Raw genomic sequence first — 24,835 nt, forward strand, 5'->3', positions numbered from 1 at the left:
CTGGCCTCTTACTTTAGAGGTAAGTCCACCAGTGCGATAAAGCTTTATAGCGCCGGGGGACTCACCCCATTTTTACTAGTATTTTATAATCGTCAGAATGATCTCGAAGAGGATGAGTAAGACGATAATCCATTCCACGAAGAGTCCACGGATGGAATGACTAATGGTGGAAAAACCATTCATGATATTATATAAAATATCTGTTTTATTTTTCAAAATGATATATCTGTCATTTAATTCAAAAAACTCGACCATCTTGTCGTAAAATTCGTTTGCCGTACTGCTCGTCCATGTAATATCAGGTTTATCTAAAATCATGATATACGCAAGCGTGTTGTATTCGTGGCGGACGATTTTCGCGGTCGTCCTCGCCAGTTCTTTATTGCCAATTCTCAGTCTGCCTTTTTCCAGCCGGTCAATCATCGTTTCGAGTTTATCATGGATTTTTCCGAGCTGCTCCTCTGTTTTCTCAAGTGCCACCGATTTGGCAAGGACAGTAGAAATCAACTCCGGGAAATAAACCTCATATTCCGGAACCACAATATATTCGTCTGTTAACTCAATATTTTCGGTTTCTTTGATATGAAGACTGTAATCGTCGGTATATCTATTAGTATTTTTGATATCAATATCCTGTTCAAAGGAATGAAGGTATTTCAAAAAGCAGGTTATCTCATCGGTGTGCGAGTGATTAATAAAGACAACGCTGCCAAAGGAAAAAACCATCACCATTTGTGAGTCGTCCAGCTTTTTTTGGAGGATGGTTTGGAGAATATTGCCTTTTAGGATCAAGGGCTGTTCCCAAGTAAACTTTTTAGGAATGCCACATTGAATGGCAATTTTGTTTAAATCAATTTCATTCGTAATCGCAAATGCCTTAAAATGGATAGGAGTCATTCTAATCACTCTTTCCAGCGAAATATTTACGTTGCAAGTAGAAAAATAACAATTTCTATCAATCTCTTACTACTATTATTTCTATGAGAAGATCTGGATTAGAATGACAATGTTTGCTTATTTTTAAACTGTCGTATTTTGATCTTGATTAAGTAATGGTGTGGTTTTTTTAGTTTTTATCCAGATAAAAAGGGTCCCAATAATCAAAAACTCTGGCAGAATGAAACGGGAATAGTAGCAAGATTGCAAAAATTCTTAACCAATCAATATCATATCTTCGTAACGAATCTTTATTATCCATTCTTTTTCCCCTTCACATTTGTTTTTATTTCCAATTTGACATCGGAAAAGAAAATTTGAAAAGTCACTTTATGGGCTTTTATGGAAAGAGGTAAAACTATTGTCTGGGCACCATGTGAAAAATTTACATGGTGCCTGACACCCTTTTTCCTTTTTCTTTTTTGTAATAAAGATGGTATTTATTGCTTATATTTAAATATATTTTGATAGTTTTTAAGAAAATATGAAGCAGAGGTATTGTATGTACAGGATGAATGAGGAGTTAGTAAAAAATGCTGATGCATGCTACCGGCTGGCTGAGGAGAAGGCTGCTGATTATTTCCGCGTACTTTATGAGCTGGTCTCACAGAAGACCTATGTTCCTTCCCTGACAAAAGATTTTCTATCTTGGAAACAGAACCATATTCATCATCCTTCCTTATTATCCTTTTTTACACGTGGAAAGGGAAAACGCGATTCTCGCGAGTATCATAATTATATTAAATGGCTAGATTACACAGGCAAATTAGATAATTACCTGGAGCGAAGCATCTCCTATATTTTCATGCGGGACCTGGGAAAAGGACTTGACTCATCTGACACACAAAAAAGAATCCGGCGTGTTGTTGACAGTTTAAAGAATCATTTGACAACGGACCGGGGAGATAAAACTGAGTCGTTTAGTATGGCCCGGTTGTACCGATGGGCTCAGAAGGAAAGTGTTGAATCAACGATAATCTGGGTATTCGACAAACTGAAGACTGTTTCCTCCAATATTCCAAAGGGGATGTATGCAGAACAAGCTCAGCGAAAACTTATTAAAATCATTGCCGGAGTACTTTTGCACGAGTTTGAAGAGATGGGTTCGGAGATATCTGCCGAAGAACGGACTCACAAACTAGATAAAGCAATTAGGTTAGGCTATGCCTATGGTCTGACATATCCCTTCATTGACGATCTTCTGGATTCAGACGTTTTGTCCGCTAATGAGAAAAAACAATATTCTGATTTGATACGGACTGCCCTTATCACAGGAACTGTGCCGAAATTGGGCAAGTGGACTGGCAGTAACACAAACCTGATCCGATATATTCATAAGGAACTTCGGGAGGCATTTGAGTACATTAAAGGACACCAGCGGCCGGAGTCAAGAAGGAAATTTTTCGAGCAAGCCTATGTGTTTTTTCATTCCCAGGAAGTAGACCGTGTAAAGGATCTATCCTATGGAAAGTACACCAATGAAGAGCTTTATATCCCAATCATATTAAAATCCTCTTCATCAAGATTGATTGCCCGTTCGGTACTCAGTGCTCCTGAGGATGAGGGCTTTTACAACCGAACATTCTTATATGGCATTTACAACCAGCTGGCAGATGACTTTGCTGATATGTTTGATGACTTGAAGGATGGCGCTGTGACACCCTATACCTATTATCTGAAACACCATCGAAAGCGTCCCGATCTTATTAACCCCTTTGAATTATACTGGACGGTCATTTACAATTTAATCCATAATGTCTATCACTCAGATCCCAAGACGAGTGAGGTGATGTTGGGTCGTGCCATAAATGGATTAAAACGTTTTAAAGAACGAATCGGAACAAAAAAATACAATGAAGTGATGGAGTTGTTTGCTCCAAGAAATCTGCAATTCAATCGGATCATCGAAAAAATGGTTCGAAAAGCGGATAATGTGGATTTCTTTGATAAATTGCTTCGTGACCATATGATGACCATTCTGAAAAATGAACGGAAAGAGCAAGAAGAATTTTTAGATACGATTGAGATGGTCCGTAATCAGATTAACCACGTCTTGCCTATCCCTAAAAACGATCATAACCCTTTGATGTTAGAGCCCATCATTGATGCGGCAAATTACAGTTTAAAAGGAGATGGAAAGCGACTCCGTCCTATCGTTGCCTGGGTCATGGGCGTTAATGAATACGGATTAAAAAGCTCTTCAATCGAGCCGCTTCTGAAATCTTTGGAATATATGCATACCGCCTCACTAATCTTCGATGATCTGCCATCACAGGATAATGCGTCCATTCGCAGAGGGCGTCCAACCCTGCATAAGACGTATAATATTGCCATCGCAGAATTAACCGCTCTCTTTCTGACCCAGAAGGCTACTGAGGAACAAGCATCTCTTGACCAGTTCGATTCAAAAACGGTGATGAAGTTAATTCATTATTCAGCGCAAATGACAGCGGATATGTGTAATGGACAGGCGATGGACTTGGATTCTAAAGGGAAACCATTGACACTGGAACAATTGAATTTGATGTGCTTTAATAAAACTGGAATCGGTTTCGAAGCTTCACTTATCATGCCTGCGATTCTTGCACAGACAAACGAATTGGAAATAAGAGCTTTGAAAAAATATGCTTACCATACCGGCATTGCTTTTCAGATAAAGGATGATTTGCTTGATGTTGAAGGAGAACTGTTCAAACTAGGAAAACCGATTGGTAAAGATGCTGAAAACAAAAATTCAACCTTTGTGTCAATCCTAGGTCTGGAAGGTGCCAGAAAGGCGATGTGGGAACATTACTGTTCTGCCATGGAAGCATTGCAAGAGGTGCAGCTAAAGACGACTTTTTTGAAGCATTTATTGAATTATATTGTGAACCGGGACCATTAAACATTTGTGCTATCTAAAAATTCAGGTTGAATAAAAGGACTTTAAAAATAGGCTGTGTTAAAGAACATTGTTGATTTTGAGCACAATGTTGATTGGAGTGGTAGGCGCGAGACTCCTGCGGGAGCAGCGGGACAGGTGAGACCCCGCAGGCGCTTTAGCGCCGAGGAGGCTCACCGCCCGCCCCGCGAACCGCTCGCGCCTGGAACGGAAATCAACATTCACTTTTAACACAGCCTAAAATTGATGAAGCAGCTAAGCAAATAGACACAGTTAAATGAGTTTATTAATGGATAATAATGATATATTAATTAGAGTAAGATAAAGCATTTGAAATAAAATAATTAAATCCCAGCATGAATGATCAAAAGAAGAAAAGGAGATACGATGACAAAAGAAATAAAAGATCCAGGGTGGAACTTCGATAACAGTTATTCACGTTTACCGAAATCATTTTTTTCCAGCGTCAACCCAACTGCTGTAAGCTCGCCGAATTTGATTATTTTCAATTATCCGTTAGCAGCATCCTTGGGGTTGAACGAAGAGGCTTTACAAGGTGAAGATGGCGCAGCTGTTTTTGCCGGGAACCAAATTCCGGAAGGCGGTTTGCCGCTTGCTCAAGCTTACGCGGGACATCAATATGGGCACTTTACGATGTTAGGCGACGGCAGGGCTATACTGCTTGGCGAGCAGATTACTCCCACAGGTGAGCGGGTTGATATTCAGCTCAAGGGTCCAGGCAGAACACCGTACTCCCGCGGAGGAGATGGACGGGCGGCGCTTGGACCGATGCTGCGCGAATACATCATCAGCGAAGCGATGCATGCGCTTGGGATCCCTACCACCCGCGGTCTAGCAGTGGTGACAACCGGTGAGTCAGTAATCCGCGAAACCGAACTTCCTGGTGCGATTCTGACCCGTGTGGCTGCTAGTCATCTGCGTGTCGCCACCTTTCAATACGTTGCAAAATGGGGCACAGATGAGGAACTAAGGGTCTTGGCTGACTATACACTTAAGCGTCATTATCCAGATGTTGAAGCTGATGAGAGTCGATATCTTTCACTGCTTCAGGAAGTGATCAAGCGTCAGGCTATGTTAATCGCCAAATGGCAGCTAGTTGGTTTTATCCACGGGGTGATGAATACTGACAACATGGCAATTAGTGGTGAAACCATTGATTATGGTCCATGCGCCTTTATGGATGAATACAACCCGGAAACGGTATTCAGTTCCATTGACAGGCATGGCCGCTATGCCTATGGCAATCAGCCGTATATAGGCGGGTGGAATCTCGCACGCTTTGCCGAAACCCTTTTGCCGCTGTTGCATGATGATCAGGAACAGGCTGTTAAACTTGCGCAGGCTGCGATTTCAGATTATATGGAGCTGTATAAGAGTAATTGGCTCGCTGGAATGAGGGCGAAACTGGGAATATTTAATGCAGAGGCAGAGGACGAATCCCTATTTGAAACCCTTCTCACTATGATGCAGAAGTATCGTGCGGACTATACCAATACCTTCCACGCATTAACCTTTGAAAGATATGAGGATATCGCCCTGTTTGGAACTCCGGAATTTGCTCAGTGGAATGAACAGTGGCAGGCAAGGAAAGAAAGACAGCAGGAATCGAAAGACTCTTCGATTCAGTTGATGCAAAACAGCAATCCGGCGCTAATCCCACGGAATCACCGGGTAGAAGAGGCACTTGAAGCGGCAGTGCAGCATGGAGATTATAGCGTGATGGAGAAGCTTCTTGAAGTTCTTTCAAGCCCCTTCGCGCACACGAGCGAACAGGCTGTTTACTCGACACTTCCAGCGCCATCAATCCAACCTTACCGGACGTTTTGCGGAACATGAAAAGGGTCATGGGGACAGACACAGTGTTCCACATTCAATTAGATTTGTTTAACTCTATAGATATTCTGTGGGACAAAAAGCCTGTCCCCTTGTTCCGTGGTGATGACATATGAAGGAAATGAAAAAGTTGCTAGAAGTAGATTTATACAAGCCAATTCAGACGTATTTTTTAGGTGAAGAGTATGAGGTATATGGGGAAGTTAAAGATTGTGATATCGCTGCAGTAAAAGGGGATGAGTTGGTTATTATTGAATTAAAGCTCACCTTAAGTGTGGACCTGCTAATCCAGGCTGCAAAACGGCAACGGTTAACGGATCAAGTTTACATTGCGATACCAAAACCAAAATATCGATTAAATTCTAGGCAATGGGTAGATAAATGCCATTTAGTTAGAAGGCTGGAGTTGGGATTGATTGTTGTTTCATATTCAGGGAAGTATGCAAAAGCAGAAATAATTTTTCATCCTACTCCGTTTAATCGCCGTAAAAGTATCGGTCAGAGCAAGCAAAAGAGAGCAGCGATAATGAAAGAAATCAATGGTCGGAGTGCGGACTTCAATGTGGGTGGTAGTAATCGAACAAAAATCATGACGGCCTATAAAGAAAATTCTATCCAAATTGCCTGTTATCTTCAAAAATCAGGTCCATTATCCCCCAAGTCGTTAATTCAAATGGGAACTGGCGAGAAAACCTCCACGATTATAACTAAAAACTATTATGGATGGTTTGAAAGAATCAAACGAGGTACCTATGTAATTAGTGAGAAGGGGATACAAGAGATAAAGGCGTACCCGGATCTTATGGGTTATTATTTGGAAAAATAGGTAAAAGGTTACAGATGAAAGATATTAGCTATAGACTTGAATGAGGAATTTATAGACGTATTACCGGAAAAAGTGGAAGTTAACATATTTACAGAAAAGGACTTAAAAGTTTGGAGTTAAATATTTTGAGTCGTTTGTTCGCTACTTCGTATGACTTTTTTATTGAATCTGAAAATAAATAGCTTTGTATCAGGATTGGAGAGGGAAGGATGAAGATTGTTATTGCTGGTGGTTCAGGATTTATCGGCCAGAAATTGACTGACATCCTTCTAAGCGCCAGACATCAAATTGTGATTTTAACAAGGAAGGATAAACAGTCTGCTGGGAATGTGACGAACGTTAAGTGGCTTGAGGAAGGCACTTCTCCGGAAAAAGAAATTAAAAATGCTGATGTATTTATTAATTTAGCAGGTGTTTCAATAAACGATGGCAGATGGAATACAAACCATCAGAAACAAATTTACAACAGTCGGATGAAAGCAACAGACGAGTTATTAAGAATAATCGCAGCATTGCCTGACAAGCCTTCTGTACTAATTAATGCTAGTGCAATCGGCATTTACCCTACATCCATAAACACAATATATACAGAAAATTCAACAGAAACGGCAAATGATTTTCTCGGTAAGACGGTATTTGACTGGGAGAACAAAGCGAAACAAGCAGAAACACTTGGAATTCGTGTCATCTTAATGAGATTCGGAGTTGTGCTTGGCAATGACGGCGGTGCACTTCCCCTCATGGCACTTCCCTATAAATTGTTCGTCGGTGGGACCGTTGGTTCGGGTGAGCAGTGGGTTTCATGGGTACATGTCATGGATGTTGTACGTGCTATTCACTTTGCCATTGAGCATGACAAATTAAGTGGACCTGTTAATGTCACTTCGCCGTCTCCAATCCAGATGAAGGATTTAGGTAAGACCATTGGTTCTGTTTTACATCGTCCTCACTGGCTTCCAGTCCCTTCATTTGCCATGAAAATGGTCCTAGGACAAAAAAGTACACTTGTTCTTGAAGGGCAGCATGTTATTCCACAGGTGTTATTAGAAGAAGGGTTTGAATTTATGTTCCCCTCACTCCGCACTGCTTTAGAAGATTTACTTATAAAAAATTGAAAAAAGGATCTGCTTCATCGCAGATCCTTAATTGATATCAATGGCCAGCACCAGCTTGATCAACGTGCTTCACATGTTTATGGTTCATGCCAATAAATAGCACGGAAATAAGTACAAACGCTGCGCCAACAATAAAGGGAACATGCGGGTTGTACCACTCAGCCAATTTACCTGCTAGAAATGGCGCAATCGCTCCGCCAAGGAACCGCAGGAAGCTATACGCTGCAGATGCTGTTGAGCGTTCAACAGGGGCCGAGTTCATAACGGCCGTTGTAATCAACGTATTATTATTTCCTAATAAAGCTCCAGCTAGAATAACCGCGGTGATAAGGACCCATTGAGTTGACGTCCAGATCCCCATTACTAGGAGAAGGAGAGCAAATAAGATTAACATAAGACACATGGATTTAATGGTTCCGAACGCTTGTTGAAGTTTTGGCGCCATGAAAACAGAAGTAACGGCGAGCAATAACCCCCAACCCAGGAATACAAAACCTAATCCATGTTCGTCTAATCCCAATACGAAAGGTGCGAAAGCAAGCAGGGTGAAGAATCCAAAGTTGTAAAGGGCTGCTGCTATTCCGAATGTTAAAAGCGAACGGTGTTTTAAAGCACGGAATGGATCTAGTAAGGATGTTTTGGTTTTTACAGTCGCATTGGAATTTGATTTTGGCATTAATATCGAAAGGCCAATGAAGGCAATCACCATCAATGTTGCCACTCCAAGAAACGGGCCTCTCCATGACATGCCGCCTAACCAGCCGCCAAGCAGTGGTCCAACGGAAATGCCAAGTCCAATTGCGGCTTCATATAATATAATGGCTTTTGCAGTTCCGCTATTTGAAAGGGAGACAATTGCGGCAAGTGAGGTAGCGACAAACAGGGCATTGCCGAGACCCCAGCCTCCGCGGAGACCGACGAGTGCCCAGATATTATTCGAAGCCCCGCCAAGGGCTGAAAATAATGCAATAATGATAATACCAGTCAGGAGCGTCCACTTGACTCCAAGTCTTGACGAAATAGCACCGGTAATAAGCATTGCCACGGCCATTACTGCGTTGTAGCTGGTGAAAAGCAATGTTACCTCACTCTGAGAGGCGTCTAATTGTTTAGCTATTGCCGGTAAAATCGGGTCAACAAGACCAAGCCCCATGAAAGCGATAATACATGCAAAAAAGACGGCCCAAACTGCTTTAGGCTGCGTTAGAAGACTCGTATTTCCTTCGGTTGCAGTAAGTGCTTTTGCCTGAGCTGCAGGCACAGATTGTGATCTAGTTGACATATCTTTTCTCCTCTTCTGAATAAAATTTTTTCAGAAAAACTATCAAGATGTGAACAGTGCCACTTTCACAGCAGGGATTTAAAGGAATGTCTGATGACATCGCCGCGGCTTATTATTCCGACCAATACCCCATTCCGTTCGACAGGAAGTTTTTTAATTTGTCTTTTTCCTAGAATCGCAGCAATGTTCTCCAATTTCTCATCCCAGGCGACTTTGATAACCTTTTTATTGGCAATTTCAAGCACATTTAAATTCAATAGTTTTTGTTCTCGTTCCTGGAAATCTTCGTTATCTCCCTTTATCACGAATGTATAGTAGATAGCATCCACAATTCGGTCATCATGTTTACCGATGTAACGCATAATATCCCCATCACTTAAGAAGGCAATAATTTCATTTCTGTCGTTAACCACGGGAAGTCCGCTGATATGATACTCAATAAATTTTTCAATAACGGAACGGACTGTGTCAGTTTCCTTCACCTTATGGACTTGGCTAATCATGATTTCATGTGCGAGCATATTAAATCCCCCAATAATAAATTTCCTTCTTTTTCAAAAAGTTGTATGATGAAACTATGTAATTGTATTATACAACCATTTTCTGCGATGTCAATACTGTTTTTAAAGTACAGCGTTTCCATTTTGAACTCGAATTATTGCGAAATCACAAGGAATTTATAGTGCAGGCAATGATACAATTGCTACCTGCAGCAATACCAAGTGATTTCAAAGTTTATAGTGATTATGCTATCATAAGTCTAGAAAATACGGTTAACAGTGAGGAAGATATAACATGAATGAACATGTGTTGGAAATGATTGAACTGGAACTGGCCATCTTGATTCGCCGGACCACGTCAATTTCATCCCATAAAAAATTCGGCAATCTTGACCGATCTGCCTATTTATTACTACACCAAATAATCTCCAATGGGGCAGCGGGGGTAAAGGCTTTGGCCGGTGAATTCCAATTGGATATTTCCACAGTTAGCAGGCAAACTGCAGCACTTGAACAAAAAGGATATGTGTACAGAATTCCAGATCCACTAGATGGGAGAGCATACTCTCTCGAAATTACGGAATTGGGAAAAAAGGAATATACTGAAAACAAGCGTGAACGATTGACGAGAATTGTTGAAGTTTTGGAAAGTTGGTCTGAAGAAGAAAGCAGAGTATTTGGAGAACTTTTGAAAAAATTTAATCAATCTGCGATTCAAGAGCAGTAAGAGAGCGAGGGGCAAGTTGGATAAGAAAGGTGTCATTTCACTAGGAGAAGCATTTGTAGATTTTATTTCCACAGACCAAACGAACACAAAATACCAGCAGCTGTTGGGAGGCGCAACCGTCAATTTGGCAGCTGGAACAAGTCGACTCGGGATTCCCACCTATTATTTATGTAAATTAGGCACCGATGAAATCAGCCATTTTGTAGAACAAGAATTAAAAAAAGAAAGGATCAATACTGAATTTTGTGTCCGCACCCCCAGCAAAAAGATTTGTGGCGTATATGTTCATATTTATGAATCCAGCGAGCGCTATTTTTACTCTTACATAAACGAGACCCCAGATGAGGTATTAATAGAAAACCAGTTGAAAAAGGAACTTTTTGAACTGGCAAAAATCTTTTATTTCGGTTCTGGAACACTTTTTCATGAAATAGCCAAAAAGACAACAGAAACAGGGCTAAAATATGCTAAGGAATCCGAGATGTTGGTTGCATTTGATGCAAATCTAAGGTTAAAGCGCTGGGAGAGTGAGAACCATTGTCGTCAAATTGTTTGCTCAATTATTAAGAATGCTGATATTGTTAAATTTGCTGAAGATGAGTTACTGTTTTTAACGGAAACCAAATCAATAGAGGCTGGGCTGGAGAAAGCATATCAATGGAAGATTCCTTATTTATTTGTAACAATGGGAGGTAATGGTGCATTTGCTGTTTATAATGGGACCAGAGTAGATGTTCCTGGTGTGCAAGTAAATGCGATTGACACTACAGGTGCAGGTGATGCTTTTATGGCTGCGATTTTATATTGCTTTCATGAAAAAGGGAAGCCAGCAGAACCTTCCCAGTTAACTGAATACATTCATTTTGCCAATCATGCAGGTGCTGCCGTGACAACGGAATTTGGGTCCTTGACCGCCAATTTTGATATGAGAGAGTTGAAAAAACAATTCCAGAAGAATGGTTTATAGGAAGGACATATCATTGATACTAACTACTATCTTATTTACTGCAATTTTTTTAAGTGGAATTTATTATTTAATCCGAAATCTTTTCAATTTGAAAAAAGCAGCGGAGCTCTCAAAAGATGCTCTTTATCCAATGAATGAGAGTGAGTTTGCGGGCATCATTATTCCAAATGAATGGAAACAGATGGAGCCCCTGACAAAAAACACGAAGTCCTATCGATATGTAATATGTGGAACGGTTGCAGCTCTAATTTTATTAACAGCCCTTTTGGTGATTGTCCTTACTACCAATTGGATAGACTCTTCCTATTTTAGTTTGGCCTATTTGTTTTTCGCCATCATTAGCTCAATTCGGCATCGCGGGAATCTATTTATTTTGCCAAAAGGGATCGTTCTAAATGGAAAATATTTTACCTACAGTCAAATTAAAAATTATGAGACTGAGCAAATCGTCCGATGGCATGCCTTATATGGTCTAGTTAAGAAGGTAAACAATGCCTATAAATTGACAATTCACGTGAAAAGGAATCTATTTCACTCGAATTTCCTTGTGATAGGAAATTCTGCACAACTTGAACAAATTCGAACTTTACTACATCAGAAAGGGGTTCTGTGCGAAACAAACCCTTCTGAACAAATGAGAGGAAGCTAGATATGAATATGATTGATTTGATTAAATCACGCCGGAATATAAAAAATTTTAAGACGGATCAGGTCGATGAAACCATAATTAAAATCTGGTTAGATGCGGCTGCAATGGCACCCAATCACCGAATGACTGAACCGTGGGAAATTTATTTTATTGGAGCAGAAACAAGAGGAAAATTAAATCATAAAACAAATTTTGGCAACGCGCCTACTTTAATGGCGGTGTTATCAAGGCACGGGGCTTCTAAAGTTGAAACCGAAGAAAATGCCGCAGCAACAGCCTGCTTTATCCAAAATTTTAATTTAGCTGCATGGACCGAGGGAGTAGGGACATTTTGGTCGTCGATTGGGATAACAGGACAAAAACGTGCAATTCTAAACGTGCCTGATAACTATGATTTGCTTGGTGTTCTTGCTGTTGGATATCCTGAGATGATACCAGACCCTAAACCACGAACTCCGATTGAAAATAAAATCAAATATTTACCTTAAACATTGATTCAATTCAACAACCGTCCGTACTTAAGGACACAACTCGCTGGCTATACCTTGGAAATGTCTTTAATAGACCTTAAAAAAGCTAGTGAAAGGTCACGTAGAGAGGTTCTATGTGACCGCAAACAGTAAAAAAGCAGGAGACCGGTCACATAGAGAGGGCGCCGAAGGAAATTTCGAGTGAAAAGTAAGAGGGAATTGTCCTTCGTGACTTGCCGAAGGACATTTCGAGTGAAATTAAGAGGTATTTGTCCTTCGTGAGGGTGCCGAAGGACATTTCGAGTGAAAAATAAGAGGTATTTGTCCCTCGTGAGGGTGCCGAAGGACATTTAGAGTGAAAAATAAGAGGTATTTGTCCCTCGTGAGGGTGCCGAAGGACATTTCGAGTAAAAAGTAAGAGGTATTTGTCCTTCGTGAGGGTGCCGAAGGACATTTCGAGTGAAAAGTAAGAGGGAATTGTCCTTCGCGAGAGAAGTTCTACGTGACCGAAAACCGCCAAAAATTTAGAAAACGGTCGCCAATAACCCCTATTGGCGACCGTAACAGTTAATCTCTCAATCTCTTATAACCATAGTTACCCTTAAAGATAAGGACTTTCGTGCTTCGCTTTTAGCCGGTTCCAACGGCGTTCGACCTCATCATCAAACATTTGCAGCATGGCTTGACTGTCTTCTTTTAGCATATGCTTTGTTTTCCCCATCAACTTCAGCCACTCCGTTACGGCTAACCGTTTATTTTTAGCCTCAGGATCATAGGTAATCGTCGTGATTCCGCGTTCCACCTCATAGAGCGGGAAGAAGTTGGAATTAACGGCAGCCTCAACAATTGTCTGGCCTAATTCATCCTTCGACTTCCAGTTCAATGGGCAGGTAATCAAAATTTTCCCGTAAACCAGGCCTTCATTATTAGCATACCATTGGGCTTTTGCCGCTTTCTTTAATAGGTCGCGGTCAAACGCTTCTGTGCCCGTAAAAACGTACGGAATATGAGTAGCTGCCATGATTTGCGCTGTATCCTTATGATGGAACGGCTTTCCGTTCTGGAAGGAGCCAACATTTGAGGTGCTCGTCATATGTCCCATCGGTGTCGAATAGGAGAGCTGGCTGCCCGTGTTCATGTAGCCTTCGTTATCGTATTCAAGGATAATCATTTTATGGTTGCGCAGTGCGGTTCCGATGGCTGGCCCCATGCCAATATCCATGCCGCCGTCACCCGTAACCATGACAAAGGTAAAATCATCGCTTAAGCCCAGTTCAGCCAATTCACCGCGCCGTTTTCGTTCATGGAACATTTCCACCAGACCCGATAACGTCGCCGAGCCATTTTGGAAGAGATTGTGGATGTAAGTCGCTTTATGGGCGCTGTATGGAAAGCCGGTTGTCACGACCATCGCACAGCCGGTATGGAATAGCGCGACAATATCACCTTCAATTCCTTTAAAAAACAACTCGAGCCCTGAGAAAATGCCACATCCTGGACATGCTCCGTGTCCGGAAGCTAACCGTTTTGGCTTTTTCGTTAAGCTCCTAAGCGGCGGGATTTTCACCTTTAGTTCACCTGTATTTTCATCAGGAGTGACGGTGATTAATCCGGTATTCAAATCTTCTTTTTTCATTGGATTTAAGACACGCTTAGGTGCGAATTCTGGTCTGCCGGGATTATGTCCGAAGTAGTCAAATCCCTTTTCAACAAAGCTAGTTTCCGCTGCTTCTTGTGCTAACTGGAAAAAGTGTTCTGCATCATCGGCATAAAAATCTTTACCGCCTAATCCGTAGATGCGGTTAATCACCTTTGTGCTGACATTTCCAACGGTTTGCAGCGCCGCTCTTAATTCAAGGGCCATGTTTCCGCCATGTGCTCCGTACGAGTCGGCCCTGTCCCCAACCGTAACCGCTTTCGCATTTTTCAATGCTTCTGCTAATTTTGCTTGCGGGAAGGGGCGAATCATATTAGGAGAGATGACCCCGGCTTTAATCCCTTGTGAGCGGAGCTTGTCGGCTACGTCTTTACAAACTTCAGCGGCAGAGTTTAGCATAAATACCGCAACTTCAGCATCATCCATACGATATAAATCAAGGACTGGATATTCCCGGCCTGTTAATTCTGTATATTCCTTCGAAATTCTCTCGAAGACTTGCTCTGCATTATACATGGCTTCCGATTGTTGATAGCAGTTATTAATATAATCAGGTTCATTCATATAAGGGCCAATTGTGACCGGATTCTCGCGATCTAGCGCATGAGGGAAGTTCCTCGGAGGATCGCCGATAAACGTATGAACATCTTGTTTATTTTTCAACACCTGGACCCGTCGCTTTTGATGGGAGGTGAAGTAGCCGTCGAATGATACAATCACTGGAAGACGAACTTCAGGATCTTCTGCTAGTTTAATAGCAATCAAGTTCATATCATAGACGATTTGCGGGTCACGGGCCATCAAGATGGGCCATCCAGTATTTAACGCGAAATATAAATCGGAATGATCTCCGTGAATATTTAACGGTCCCGAGACGGAGCGGTTGACCAAATTCAATACCATCGGGAATCTAGTTCCGGATTGAACAGGCAGCTGCTCTAACATATAGAGAAACCCATTGGCACTGGTTGCGTTAAACACACGTCCACCGCCAGTTGATGCCCCGTAACAAATGCCGGCGGATCCGTGTTCACCATCAGCAGGAATTAACACGATATCATGTTCTCCTTTGGCCTTCATCCCATCGAGGAACTGGGCGACTTCAGTAGAAGGGGAAATCGGAAAATAGCCCATAACATGATAATTAATTTGATGTGCTGCATAGGCAGCCATTTCATTGCCTGATTCAAAAACAACAGTTTGTTCAATGGACCCTGTTTTTATCGATCCCTTTTCTTGTTCTAAATTAATGGACATGAAGATCCCGCCCTTTCCTTAAATTGATGTTGCCAAATCATATAAATGAGGCACACGGTTCTTGTCGGCATAACCGTCATTATATTCTCTTTCGCCTGATAATGCTTCAACAGGGCATGCTGTGACGCATTTCAAGCAGCCTTTGCAATATTGGTAGTCAATCCCTTGCAGGAACATTTGCGGCCGGCCGCGTTTGTCTGCTTTTTCTTCCCAAACAAAGCAAAAGTCAGGGCAGGCAGTATCACAAGCAGCACAATTAATACATTTTTCTTCGTGAAAATGCGGCAGCATCCCGGCACGAGAAATGCTTAAATCCTTTAACATGCTGTTCCCTGGATTTGTAATGGTCCCGCCAATCGCTTGGGTTTGATAGCCTAGCAGCGGTTCAGCTCTCATAAATGGTTGTGGTTCGTACCCATCATCAACCAAATAGGTTTTGAATTCGACTTCATTGTATCCGCGGTCAAACGTCCGAATATTTGGTTCAACAAGGTGTGGATACTTTTTCTCGAATGTACGGCGAATCGTTTGTTTCATTGATTCTGGATCTAAGAAGCCTATGATTCGATAAAGCGCTCCCAACATTGCCGTGTTGGCTTTTGTTTGTTCTTCTAAAGCAATTCCGGTTGCATCAACTATGGCGATTGTTCCACCAGTAATTTTCATTAACGTCTTAAGTTCGTCAGGGGATTTTTGTGAATTCACTAAGATGTTGCTGTCAGGGTAAACCCCGCTTGTACAATCGATGGTTTTAAAAAGGGCATCATGGAAAATCCCTACTACATGTGGGCGTTCAATGGGTGTCGTGTCTCTGATGTTTGTTTCAGGTTCGCAAAAACGAATATGTGCTTTTACTGGAGAGCCTTTTTTCTCTGATCCGTAAGATGAAAAACCGACTCCGTTTAGTCCGTTTCCAACAACTCCATCTTCGGAAAGCATTTTTCCAGCTAAATTAGCTCCCAATCCGCCGATTGATTCAAGGCGAATTTCAAAAAAACCTAATTCATTGGTTTTCGGCAGTTTTGACAAACGTATTCCTCCTATCTGTTTAAATCAGTTTAACAATTGGAATTTTATAAATTTTCTATAAATTATCCATTTTTATTGTAACAGGATACAAAATCAATGACAACAGATTATTAAGGGGAAAATTAACAAAAGCCTTAAAACCCTGTATTTTAACACTTTTAAAAAAATTTTAATGTTTTAGTTTATTAAAAACCACAATGTGATGTAGTACAGATTTTAAATGTTGTATAACAACAAAGGAATCTTAGACAACAGATATAATATTCGGTCTTTTTCTATTAAACCCTAGAAAACTGTAGCAAAAAACTTATAAAGAGATATAATTAATCCAATATGTGTTTGTTTAAAATGAATCACAAAGCTGTATGGGGGAACGGTTTATGGTTGGAATAAAAAGTATAAAAATCGATGGTGAAAGTATTCATGTTTTTAAAAGTGCCATCTATATTTTTGAATCAAGCTCGGGATTTACCTTGGAATTGGATATTATTGTTAGTGAAATTGTTGTAAAAAAATATAAAAAGTTTGAAAACCTGATTATGGAGATTGAGTTAGAAGATGGTAGATTGATAAATTCAATTATGCACCTAAAAATCCTGTCAGGCGGATTGCCGCAGCTTAATTTATTCTGCGAACTTAATGACATTCAAGAGTATGATGATTTTGATAAAGTGAACGAACATGATACTTGGTTTCCGAATATAGAAGAAGGCATAACAATAGAAGAAATTAGAAAAGTGGAAATGCCGATTGAAGAAGTTAGTTTAAAATTAAAACTGCCAATTGACCAGGTTGAATGGTTAAAATCTCAAAAAAAGGGAGCATTAAATGAAATATTCCAAGCATTCATTTCTGATTATTGGAAAAGCTGAATAGCTAATCCAAAGCACTCTTTGGGGTGCTTTTTCAAATTAATCTTCCAATGGGAAAAATGATTTCCTAAATCCACAAAATTTGTAAAGTTCCTCCGACTTATTACGCATTTTTAAAATTAAAAGCGAAAAAAATTCGTTTTGGATGTATAATTAGTACTTGTTATATATATGAAGGAGGAAATTATTTTGATGGTATGGACTTTTGGCGGATTGTTTGTGATATCCGTTTTATTACTGATAATTTCTATATTAAAATCTACTCAAGTGGCTAAAATGGAACATAATCAAATTGACGTGATTCATATATCCACTATGAAAGAAATCAATGTCCTAAAAGAATCAATTCGGAATATTGAGATTGATATAGAAGTGGTAATGAAGGAAGCAGGGATTCACCTTTCTTCAGAAGAAAAGGTTTTCATGCGTGAAATACTAGACTTATATAAACGCAATTACTCGATCGAAAGTATCGCAAAACAAAAACAAGTATCAGAAAGTGAAATTGAACAGAGGTTGGCTCCTTTTCAGAAAATAAAGGATGAAGGGAGAAAAGTTGCCAATGAGAATTAACTTATTAAGCAGCTTTGCAGCAGGAATCCTTATTGCAACAACTATTTCTGGAATTGTTTACTTTTCTAGTACAGGTGATGCGCCAAAAACAGCTGCCAAAATATCCAATAACCAAAAAACGGTTAAGGTTCAATCAACTGAAAAAGAAATGAAACAAAAGCTTGAAACGAAAGGCTATGTTGTTCAATCGAAAGCTGAATATGACAAGAATATGAAGGCGGCGAAGGCATCTGTCCAAAAAGAAGCTCCGGCTGATGACAAAAAGCCTGCTAAAGAGGTAACACGGGTCGTCGTCAATGTATCCGATGGTATGACCAGTATCGATGTCGGAAAAAGCCTAGAAAAAGCCAATTTGATTCCGAATGGATTTAACTTCTCAATGGATGTAGAGAAAAAAGGGCTAGATAAAAATTTGCGCCCTGGTGTCTATGTAGTTGATAGTGAAATGTCTACCGATCAAATGATCACTACTATTTTTAAGTAAACAAAAGTAAATAGAGATGCCTGTCCCCCGGTGTTGTAAAGCTATAAAGCGGCGGGGGCAGGCATCTTTAAATTTAAACGAAAGCTCCGGGTATCTATATAAGAAAATCGGAGTATTTTTTAAGCATATCATATCGATACCACTCACTCATCTTTAGCTCCTCAAGTTGTTCTTTGACCGTGTTTAACCCCCCTGAATATTCAGTCATAATTGAACAAACACATTAAGCATCTACTGAAATCCACGACATAATTGAGCATAAAGTTCGACTTCATTCATCTTTCCTAAAAATAAATTCATGCATTTGTATCATACCTTTCATTCTTGTTAAGAGAAACTAGGGAATCTGGTCAGGGTGGATTGACATTATTTTGTTGGCGGAACAGCGAATTCTACTTCGCAATAATTTCTGATTTTCGCACAGAGCATTAAAAGTCAAAAGCCTTTGGAAAAGGTAGTAAAGCGCTTTAATAATATGGACGAAGGCGAAAAAATTACAATCAATGTTCATAAAAACCACCACTACCGCGGCCATTTTTTCTGTATACCTAACCTTGATAGGAAGGAAGTTTGACTATCCTACTTTCTTAACAACCATGATGACGTAGAACAATTTTTTAGTAAGGAATTCATACCAATTTAGATGAAAAAGGTTTAAATTACGAATGGAAAGGTGTTTAATAGGAACCAATCAGATGTCATCGACAAAATATTTACTAATCAACAAGAAACGACAAATTAAAAGAGGAGAAATAGATTGTTAATGATCATGATTCGACACATTTTGTAAATGGTTTTGAAGAAACGGTAAAAGGATCGTGAGAATGGATGAGAAAATTAAAAGTAATGACTGTTTTTGGCACAAGACCAGAAGCAATCAAAATGGCTCCCTTAGTACTTGAACTCAAAAAACATAAGGATGTAGAGGCAATCGTTACTGTTACCGGCCAACATCGAGAAATGTTAGATCAAGTACTGGAAGTCTTCGGTGTAACCCCTGATTTTGATTTAAATATTATGAAGGACAAACAAACACTAACTGATATTACCTCAAGTGCTCTGGCTGGCCTTGATGAAATCATCAAAAAAGAAAGACCTGATCTTGTACTTGTTCATGGCGATACCACTACATCGTTTGCTGCGAGTCTAGCTGCTTTATACAATCAAGTTCAGATCGGGCATGTGGAGGCGGGATTACGAACCTGGAAGAAGAACTCACCGTTTCCTGAGGAAATGAATCGCCAGCTAACAGGAGTGATGGCAGATTTACATTTTTCCCCGACGAAAAAGTCTGCTGACAATCTTATAGCCGAAAACAAAAACAAAGATAACATCTTTATTACAGGAAATACTGCTATTGATGCTCTTCAAACAACAGTGACAAAAGACTACCAACATTCATTGTTAACAGAGTTAAATGGGAACAAAATCATTCTATTAACAGCTCATCGGCGAGAAAATCTGGGTGAACCTATGCGTAATATGTTTAAAGCGATCAAGCGGATTGTCGAGGAGCATGATGATGTCCAAGTAGTCTATCCGGTTCACTTGAACCCACTTGTGCGCGAAGCAGCAAGTGATATTTTAGGGGATTATTCCCGAGTTCATTTAATCGAGCCGTTAGGGGTCAAGGATTTCCATAACTTTATGGACCGGGCGTATTTCATTTTAACTGATTCCGGCGGTGTTCAGGAAGAAGCGCCATCATTAGGAACCCCTGTGCTTGTTTTACGTGATACTACTGAGCGTCCTGAGGGGATTGCGACCGGGACATTAAAGCTTGCCGGGACGGATCAAGAAACGATCTACTCATACATGAAAGAGCTATTAACAGACCAAGAAGTCTATCAAAATATGGCTCAAGCATCTAATCCATATGGGGATGGCAAGGCGTCCCAACGAATTGTCGAAGCAATTAAATATTACTTTCATGTTTCAGACAAACGACCACAAGACATCGAAAGTAGTGAAAAAGTCTATTCAATGTAGAAAAATTAGCCATTTTCAAAATAAAAACCGATTAAACAAATTTGTTTAGTCAGTCTTTTGATTCAGGAATGATGTTGCTCCTTGAAAAATTAACCCTAGTGGGGGTAGATATGTCGAAAAAAATCTTGATTATTTCACAGAACTTTTATCCTGAGATTGGAAGTGCTGCAAATCGATCGAAGAATATCTATCAACTTTTAAAAAAGGAAGGATATAACGTTTCAGTACTAACGACCGAACCATCGTATCCCAATAAGAAAATGTATGAGGATGAAAGGTTTTGGGATGATGAAACGCTGAATCATGATTCTCAAGCGATCAAGCGAATTAAAATAACCAATAAAAAATATTCGCAAAGTATTTTTAATCGATTGATTTATTATGTAGAGATTACCATTCGCATGCTAATTTTTCTCCTTTTTAATAAGCAAAAATATGATGTTATTTTTGTAACAACACCGCCGATCTTCATAGGAATTGCCGGTTTGCTTGCTAAAGGGATTTTTAGAGGCAAGTTACTGTTAGATATTAGGGATTTATGGCCGGAGTCGTTAAAGGGAGTAGGGGTGTTTCATCATCCGCTTGTCATTTTTTTAGTGAAAAAACTGGAAAAGCTTATGTATCAACATGCTGATTCCATCATAGTCAACAGCAAGGTCTATATTGATTACATTATGGAAGATGCCGGTATTCCTAAACAAAAAATAACGTTTATTCCAAACGGTGTCAGGCACTCAGAATTAGAAATGGTATCGGCAAAGCGAGAAAATAAAATTGTTTATGCTGGAAATCTTGGGTTGGCGCAAGATGTTCAAGTATTAAAGGAACTTGCCAAAATGTTACATAACCAGAACATTTCAATGGACATAATTGGCTTTGGAATGAAAAAGGAGGAATTTTATCAATTTGTCCAAGAGGAAAATCTGAACAATGTCCGCTTCTTCACTCCCAAAACAAGAAAAGAATGCTTAAAGCTCATTTCCGGTTATCAAGCTGGACTAGTAGCCTTAACGAACAATGAAGTATTTGAAATGGTTTTGCCAGGGAAGATTATCGATTATATGACCTGCGGAACTCCAATAGTGGGTGCTGTTTCCGGTTATGCGCGTGACATTATTTGCAAGGAAGAGGCTGGCTTTGTATCCGATGCCCATAACCCAAATGAAATGTTACATCATATTCTCGAAATTTTCGAACACGCTGACATACAAGAAAAGCTATCAATGAATGCTAGAAATTATGTTAGGTCAAACTTCGTTTGGGAAAACAATATAAAAATCTTGGTGGGGATCATTGAATCTCATTCTAAAGATCATGTAAATGAAGATGTTGCAGAGGTTAAAACAGGATGAAAAAACGGGTATGTATGTTTGTTTGGAATCATTTCACAAATGACGCGAGAGTATTGAGGGAATGCACGGCTTTATCGGAAACGGACCAATTGGTTGACCTAATCTGTATCGATAATCCAAACAATAAAGAGCTTCCTCGTTATGAAGAAATAAATCCTAATTTTAAAGTTTATCGCGTGAAAAGGTATCCGGATATCCTTTTACAGCTTCAAAGGATCTTTAGGATGGCACCGATATTCAAAATAATAGGACTACTCGTTTCGGCCTATTTAACAGTAATGTTCCCGGTAGTGGTGATTCCATTGGCAGTGCTCCTTTTATTATTGCTTAAAACAAGAATGAGAGTGATTTGGATTAGGGGAACAATCTTTTTACGAATGATCTTCATGGGACTACGGAAAAATTATGATATTTATCATTCAAATGATTTGAATACACTGCTTCAGGGGTTCATCTGTTCAAAGGTGAGACTTAAGAAAAGGATCTTAATCTATGATTCTCACGAAGTTCAAACGAGTCGAACCGGCTATAATAGCAGACTTTATGGAATCATAGAGAGGATATTGATTAAACGCATTGATGCCATGATTGTCGAAAATCATACGAGAGCAAAATACAATGAAGATCTTTATGGCTTTTATCCGTATGTCGTTTATAACTACCCGGACATTCATCGTGAAGATATCAGTGAACAACTGTCATTAACGCAACAGCTTGGATTAGCGGAGGACGAAAAGATTCTCCTATACCAAGGCGGTATTCAAACGGGGCGCGGATTAGAGAAATTAATACAAGCTGCACAGCTATTTAAAGAAGGAACGCTTGTTTTTATAGGTGATGGAAAAATCAAAGCTGATCTGGAAAGAATGGTGGATCAAATGGACTTACATCACAAAGTAAAATTCATTCCAAAGGTTCCTCTTACTGAATTACCGAAATATACAAGAAATGCTTATCTCGGCTTTCAAGTGTTAAATAACGTTTGTTTTAATCATTATTCGGCATCCTCTAATAAGTTATTTGAATACATTATGAGCGATGTACCGGTAATAGCTTGCTCTTTTCCGGAAATCAAAAAAGTAGTCGAGGGTGATGCCTTAGGTTTGTGCATTGATTCACATGACTCGGTGTCAATTGCTGAAGGAGTCAATTATTTACTAGATTCTCAGGCAGAATATCAAAAGATGAAAGACAGATGTGCCGCAGCGAAGGAAAAATACAATTGGACGAAAGAAAAAGTAAACTTCCTAAATGTATATTCAAGCACGAAGAAATATCTAGCTTAAATGAATTGGTTATTTTCATTACATTACGATAAGAAAGCAGGGGATTAGAATGAAAGTTTGTACGATTGGATTAGGATATATTGGATTACCCACTTCAATTATGTTTGCGAAACATGATGTAGAAGTTGTTGGTGTTGATGTAAATGTGAATGCGGTAGAGGCATTAAATGACGGAAAAATACATATTGAAGAGCCGGGGCTACAAGAAGCTTTAACGGAGGTAATGGAAAAAAAGATGTTCCGGGCCTCATTAACTCCAGAAAAAGCGGATACCTTTATTATTTCAGTACCAACACCAAACCATCAAGACGAATATAAATCATGTGATTTATCGATCGTACGTTCTGCCGTGCGTTCGGTTATTCCTTATCTTGAAAAGGGAAATGTCCTTATTGTAGAGTCGACGATTGCACCAAGAAGTATGGTGGATGATGTCAAACCTTTAGTGGAAGAGGCCGGTTTTACAATTGGAGACGATGTTTATTTAGTCCATTGTCCTGAACGGGTTTTACCTGGACAAATTCTCCATGAATTAGTATATAACAATCGGATTGTCGGCGGGATTACACCAGCATGTACGGAAGCCGGAGCGAAAGTTTACGGAACGTTTGTAAAAGGTGAAATCATTAAAACAAACGCGAAAACTGCTGAAATGTCTAAGCTCATGGAAAATACCTTTAGAGATGTAAATATTGCATTAGCCAATGAATTGACAAAGGTTTGTAACGAGTTAGAAATCAATGCCCTGGATGTGATTCAGATGGCAAACAAACATCCAAGGGTGAACTTACATATTCCAGGACCGGGAGTTGGCGGGCATTGTCTAGCCGTAGATCCTTATTTTATAGTTGCCAAAGCACCGGAAACGGCAAAATTAATAAATTTATCAAGATCGATTAATACGTCCATGCCCGATTTTGTGGTTGAAAACATAAACGCTTTAATGGAAAAAGTCAATGGGAAAGTTTTGACGATATTCGGCTTGACCTATAAAGGAAATGTCGATGATATTCGCGAAAGTCCGGCAATGGAAATCTTCGAAATGTTAAAGCAGCAAGGAAACTACGAGATCCGTGCGTTTGATCCGCATGTCAACCAACATCCAGTTATAAAGAATATGGAAGAAGCTGTTGATCATTCAGATTTAGTAGTCATTTTAACGGATCATAATGAATTTAAGCACTTGAATGGGGACAAATTTGGCGGGATGGCCCATAAACGAATCTTTGATACAAGAAATTGCGTGCAAAAGTATGACCGTGAAATTGAATATATTACTTTTGGAAATCTCTATGAATATACGCAAAAGGTTGCCGTTATTGCATGAGATTTGTCCTGCAAGTTTTGAAAGAACTGGCTCAAAACTTTCATCTTGTCTTATCTCTTGTTTCTTATGATATCAAGAGTAAGTATCGAATGCATTATTTGGGGATTTTTTGGGAGCTCATTACTCCGATTCTAAAAATTGCTGTCTATTGGTTTGTATTTGGCATTGGTTTAAGACAAGGTGCTCCAATAAACGGCGTTCCTTATTTCCTTTGGTTAGTGGCAGGACTGATTCCGTGGTTTTTTATCAGCCCTGCAGTTACTCAGGGGTGTAATAGTGTATATGAAAAAGTGAATCTAGTTTCAAAAATGAAATTCCCAATCAGTGTCCTACCTGGAACAAAGATACTTAGCCATTTTCGAAACTTTCTCATCATGTTGATCGTTTTACTCGTTATTTTACTCGCAAATGGGTTTAGACCGGGAATCTATTTGCTGCAATTACCTTATTATTTGCTTTGTACTCTGGCGTTCCTATTTGCCTTTACCCTATTAGGTTCGACGATTTCGATTATGTTTCGTGATTTTCAACTTATGCTGCAAAATGCAATGAGACTCCTATTTTTTATCACACCCGTTATCTGGGATCGAAGTCATTTACCTTCTAGTTATCAAGCATTATTAAAATTAAATCCGTTCTCCTATTTAATAGAAGGATATAGATTCACATTTTTAGGACAAGGATGGTTTTATACGGACAAACAATTTGGTCTTTACTTTTGGTCGATCACATTATTGTTCTTGTTTATCGGTTCCTTTATACATCTTAAATTCAGAAGTAAATTTATCGATTATTTGTAGGA

21 protein-coding genes are annotated in these 24,835 nt (G+C 39.7%); 16 read left to right on the forward strand and 5 right to left on the reverse strand.

Features of this window, described 5'->3' with window-relative positions; all coding sequences use genetic code 11:
• Positions 1 to 75: 75 nt before the first annotated feature.
• Positions 76 to 897 carry an RMD1 family protein gene (locus ACFVSW_RS00925; protein WP_387311182.1) on the reverse strand — a complete coding sequence of 274 codons (822 nt, stop codon included), beginning with the start codon at positions 895 to 897 and terminating at the stop codon, positions 76 to 78.
• A 541-nt stretch (positions 898 to 1,438) separates the two neighbouring features.
• Here ACFVSW_RS00925 and ACFVSW_RS00930 point away from each other — a divergent pair.
• The 4 genes from ACFVSW_RS00930 (at position 1,439) to ACFVSW_RS00945 (ending at position 7,612) form a co-directional block, all read left to right on the forward strand.
• Positions 1,439 to 3,820: a polyprenyl synthetase family protein gene (locus ACFVSW_RS00930; protein WP_387311184.1), complete on the forward strand. Its 2,382-nt coding sequence runs from the start codon at positions 1,439 to 1,441 to the stop codon at positions 3,818 to 3,820.
• Positions 3,821 to 4,204: 384 nt separating this feature from the next.
• Positions 4,205 to 5,674: a protein adenylyltransferase SelO gene (locus tag ACFVSW_RS00935; protein WP_387311186.1), complete on the forward strand. Its 1,470-nt coding sequence runs from the start codon at positions 4,205 to 4,207 to the stop codon at positions 5,672 to 5,674.
• Positions 5,675 to 5,783: 109 nt separating this feature from the next.
• Positions 5,784 to 6,497 (forward strand): DUF2161 domain-containing phosphodiesterase, encoded by a 714-nt coding sequence (locus tag ACFVSW_RS00940; protein WP_387311188.1) that lies wholly within the window; start codon positions 5,784 to 5,786, stop codon positions 6,495 to 6,497.
• A 209-nt stretch (positions 6,498 to 6,706) separates the two neighbouring features.
• Positions 6,707 to 7,612, forward strand: coding sequence for a TIGR01777 family oxidoreductase (locus ACFVSW_RS00945; protein ID WP_387311190.1), 906 nt, complete (start codon positions 6,707 to 6,709; stop codon positions 7,610 to 7,612).
• Positions 7,613 to 7,649: 37 nt separating this feature from the next.
• Here ACFVSW_RS00945 and ACFVSW_RS00950 read toward each other — a convergent pair whose 3' ends face one another.
• On the reverse strand, positions 7,650 to 8,894 hold the full coding sequence (locus ACFVSW_RS00950; protein ID WP_387311191.1) for an MFS transporter: 1,245 nt from the start codon (positions 8,892 to 8,894) through the stop codon (positions 7,650 to 7,652).
• Positions 8,895 to 8,959: 65 nt separating this feature from the next.
• Positions 8,960 to 9,415 (reverse strand): CBS domain-containing protein, encoded by a 456-nt coding sequence (locus tag ACFVSW_RS00955; protein ID WP_387311193.1) that lies wholly within the window; start codon positions 9,413 to 9,415, stop codon positions 8,960 to 8,962.
• 274 nt (positions 9,416 to 9,689) lie between these two features.
• On the opposite strand from ACFVSW_RS00955, the gene ACFVSW_RS00960 reads away from it, so the two are divergent.
• From ACFVSW_RS00960 to ACFVSW_RS00975, 4 genes are read left to right on the forward strand one after another with little or no spacing between them, the layout of a single operon-like run.
• Positions 9,690 to 10,121: a MarR family winged helix-turn-helix transcriptional regulator gene (locus ACFVSW_RS00960; RefSeq protein WP_387311196.1), complete on the forward strand. Its 432-nt coding sequence runs from the start codon at positions 9,690 to 9,692 to the stop codon at positions 10,119 to 10,121.
• Positions 10,122 to 10,137: 16 nt separating this feature from the next.
• On the forward strand, positions 10,138 to 11,088 hold the full coding sequence (locus tag ACFVSW_RS00965; RefSeq protein WP_387311197.1) for a carbohydrate kinase family protein: 951 nt from the start codon (positions 10,138 to 10,140) through the stop codon (positions 11,086 to 11,088).
• Positions 11,089 to 11,101: 13 nt separating this feature from the next.
• A complete protein-coding gene (locus ACFVSW_RS00970; protein ID WP_387311199.1) occupies positions 11,102 to 11,737 on the forward strand; it encodes a hypothetical protein in 636 nt (211 codons plus the stop codon).
• 2 nt (positions 11,738 to 11,739) lie between these two features.
• A complete protein-coding gene (locus ACFVSW_RS00975) occupies positions 11,740 to 12,225 on the forward strand; it encodes a nitroreductase family protein (protein ID WP_387311201.1) in 486 nt (161 codons plus the stop codon).
• Between the two features lie 583 nt (positions 12,226 to 12,808).
• Here ACFVSW_RS00975 and ACFVSW_RS00980 read toward each other — a convergent pair.
• Both ACFVSW_RS00980 and ACFVSW_RS00985 read right to left on the reverse strand, forming a co-directional pair.
• On the reverse strand, positions 12,809 to 15,121 hold the full coding sequence (locus tag ACFVSW_RS00980; RefSeq protein ID WP_387311203.1) for a thiamine pyrophosphate-dependent enzyme: 2,313 nt from the start codon (positions 15,119 to 15,121) through the stop codon (positions 12,809 to 12,811).
• 18 nt (positions 15,122 to 15,139) lie between these two features.
• The gene (locus tag ACFVSW_RS00985) at positions 15,140 to 16,150 is read right to left on the reverse strand and encodes a 2-oxoacid:ferredoxin oxidoreductase subunit gamma family protein (RefSeq protein ID WP_387311205.1); all 1,011 of its coding nucleotides are present in this window, start codon (positions 16,148 to 16,150) and stop codon (positions 15,140 to 15,142) included.
• Positions 16,151 to 16,530: 380 nt separating this feature from the next.
• Here ACFVSW_RS00985 and ACFVSW_RS00990 point away from each other — a divergent pair, with 380 nt between their 5' ends.
• The 8 genes from ACFVSW_RS00990 to ACFVSW_RS01025 all read left to right on the forward strand — a co-directional run bounded on the left by ACFVSW_RS00990 (position 16,531) and on the right by ACFVSW_RS01025 (position 24,833).
• Positions 16,531 to 17,022, forward strand: coding sequence for a hypothetical protein (locus ACFVSW_RS00990; RefSeq protein WP_387311206.1), 492 nt, complete (start codon positions 16,531 to 16,533; stop codon positions 17,020 to 17,022).
• 192 nt (positions 17,023 to 17,214) lie between these two features.
• A complete protein-coding gene (locus tag ACFVSW_RS00995) occupies positions 17,215 to 17,595 on the forward strand; it encodes a hypothetical protein (RefSeq protein ID WP_387311648.1) in 381 nt (126 codons plus the stop codon).
• On the forward strand, positions 17,585 to 18,079 hold the full coding sequence (locus ACFVSW_RS01000; protein WP_387311208.1) for an aminodeoxychorismate lyase: 495 nt from the start codon (positions 17,585 to 17,587) through the stop codon (positions 18,077 to 18,079). The genes ACFVSW_RS00995 and ACFVSW_RS01000 overlap by 11 nt, the downstream gene beginning before the upstream one ends.
• An 828-nt stretch (positions 18,080 to 18,907) precedes the next feature.
• Entirely contained in the window at positions 18,908 to 20,068 is a 1,161-nt protein-coding gene (wecB, locus tag ACFVSW_RS01005; protein ID WP_387311210.1) for a non-hydrolyzing UDP-N-acetylglucosamine 2-epimerase, read from the forward strand.
• A gap of 110 nt (positions 20,069 to 20,178) precedes the next feature.
• Positions 20,179 to 21,420 (forward strand): glycosyltransferase family 4 protein, encoded by a 1,242-nt coding sequence (locus ACFVSW_RS01010; protein ID WP_387311212.1) that lies wholly within the window; start codon positions 20,179 to 20,181, stop codon positions 21,418 to 21,420.
• A complete protein-coding gene (locus ACFVSW_RS01015) occupies positions 21,417 to 22,706 on the forward strand; it encodes a glycosyltransferase (protein WP_387311214.1) in 1,290 nt (429 codons plus the stop codon). The genes ACFVSW_RS01010 and ACFVSW_RS01015 overlap by 4 nt, the downstream gene beginning before the upstream one ends.
• Positions 22,707 to 22,755: 49 nt before the next feature.
• Positions 22,756 to 24,033, forward strand: coding sequence for a nucleotide sugar dehydrogenase (locus ACFVSW_RS01020; protein WP_387311216.1), 1,278 nt, complete (start codon positions 22,756 to 22,758; stop codon positions 24,031 to 24,033).
• Complete coding sequence (locus ACFVSW_RS01025) at positions 24,030 to 24,833, forward strand: ABC transporter permease (RefSeq protein WP_387311218.1); 804 nt, start codon at positions 24,030 to 24,032, stop codon at positions 24,831 to 24,833. The genes ACFVSW_RS01020 and ACFVSW_RS01025 overlap by 4 nt, the downstream gene beginning before the upstream one ends.
• Positions 24,834 to 24,835 lie beyond the last annotated feature (2 nt).

Origin of the sequence: Neobacillus sp. NPDC058068 (genome assembly GCF_042885335.1) — a bacterium.
GTDB lineage: Bacteria > Bacillota > Bacilli > Bacillales > Cytobacillaceae > Neobacillus.

Excerpts from the sequence above, each read along its gene's own strand:
- ACFVSW_RS00960 (WP_387311196.1), top strand. The coding sequence starts at position 9,690 with ATGAATGAACATGTGTTGGAAATGATTGAACTGGAACTGGCCATCTTG.
- ACFVSW_RS00930 (WP_387311184.1), top strand. The coding sequence starts at position 1,439 with ATGTACAGGATGAATGAGGAGTTAGTAAAAAATGCTGATGCATGCTAC.
- ACFVSW_RS01010 (WP_387311212.1), top strand. The coding sequence starts at position 20,179 with ATGTCGAAAAAAATCTTGATTATTTCACAGAACTTTTATCCTGAGATT.
- ACFVSW_RS00940 (WP_387311188.1), top strand. The coding sequence starts at position 5,784 with ATGAAGGAAATGAAAAAGTTGCTAGAAGTAGATTTATACAAGCCAATT.
- ACFVSW_RS01020 (WP_387311216.1), top strand. The coding sequence starts at position 22,756 with ATGAAAGTTTGTACGATTGGATTAGGATATATTGGATTACCCACTTCA.
- wecB (WP_387311210.1), top strand. The coding sequence starts at position 18,908 with ATGAGAAAATTAAAAGTAATGACTGTTTTTGGCACAAGACCAGAAGCA.
- ACFVSW_RS00950 (WP_387311191.1), bottom strand. The coding sequence starts at position 8,894 with ATGTCAACTAGATCACAATCTGTGCCTGCAGCTCAGGCAAAAGCACTT.
- ACFVSW_RS01015 (WP_387311214.1), top strand. The coding sequence starts at position 21,417 with ATGAAAAAACGGGTATGTATGTTTGTTTGGAATCATTTCACAAATGAC.
- ACFVSW_RS00945 (WP_387311190.1), top strand. The coding sequence starts at position 6,707 with ATGAAGATTGTTATTGCTGGTGGTTCAGGATTTATCGGCCAGAAATTG.
- ACFVSW_RS00955 (WP_387311193.1), bottom strand. The coding sequence starts at position 9,415 with ATGCTCGCACATGAAATCATGATTAGCCAAGTCCATAAGGTGAAGGAA.
- ACFVSW_RS00925 (WP_387311182.1), bottom strand. The coding sequence starts at position 897 with ATGACTCCTATCCATTTTAAGGCATTTGCGATTACGAATGAAATTGAT.
- ACFVSW_RS00980 (WP_387311203.1), bottom strand. The coding sequence starts at position 15,121 with ATGTCCATTAATTTAGAACAAGAAAAGGGATCGATAAAAACAGGGTCC.
- ACFVSW_RS00935 (WP_387311186.1), top strand. The coding sequence starts at position 4,205 with ATGACAAAAGAAATAAAAGATCCAGGGTGGAACTTCGATAACAGTTAT.
- ACFVSW_RS00975 (WP_387311201.1), top strand. The coding sequence starts at position 11,740 with ATGAATATGATTGATTTGATTAAATCACGCCGGAATATAAAAAATTTT.
- ACFVSW_RS00990 (WP_387311206.1), top strand. The coding sequence starts at position 16,531 with ATGGTTGGAATAAAAAGTATAAAAATCGATGGTGAAAGTATTCATGTT.
- ACFVSW_RS01000 (WP_387311208.1), top strand. The coding sequence starts at position 17,585 with ATGAGAATTAACTTATTAAGCAGCTTTGCAGCAGGAATCCTTATTGCA.
- ACFVSW_RS00995 (WP_387311648.1), top strand. The coding sequence starts at position 17,215 with ATGGTATGGACTTTTGGCGGATTGTTTGTGATATCCGTTTTATTACTG.
- ACFVSW_RS01025 (WP_387311218.1), top strand. The coding sequence starts at position 24,030 with ATGAGATTTGTCCTGCAAGTTTTGAAAGAACTGGCTCAAAACTTTCAT.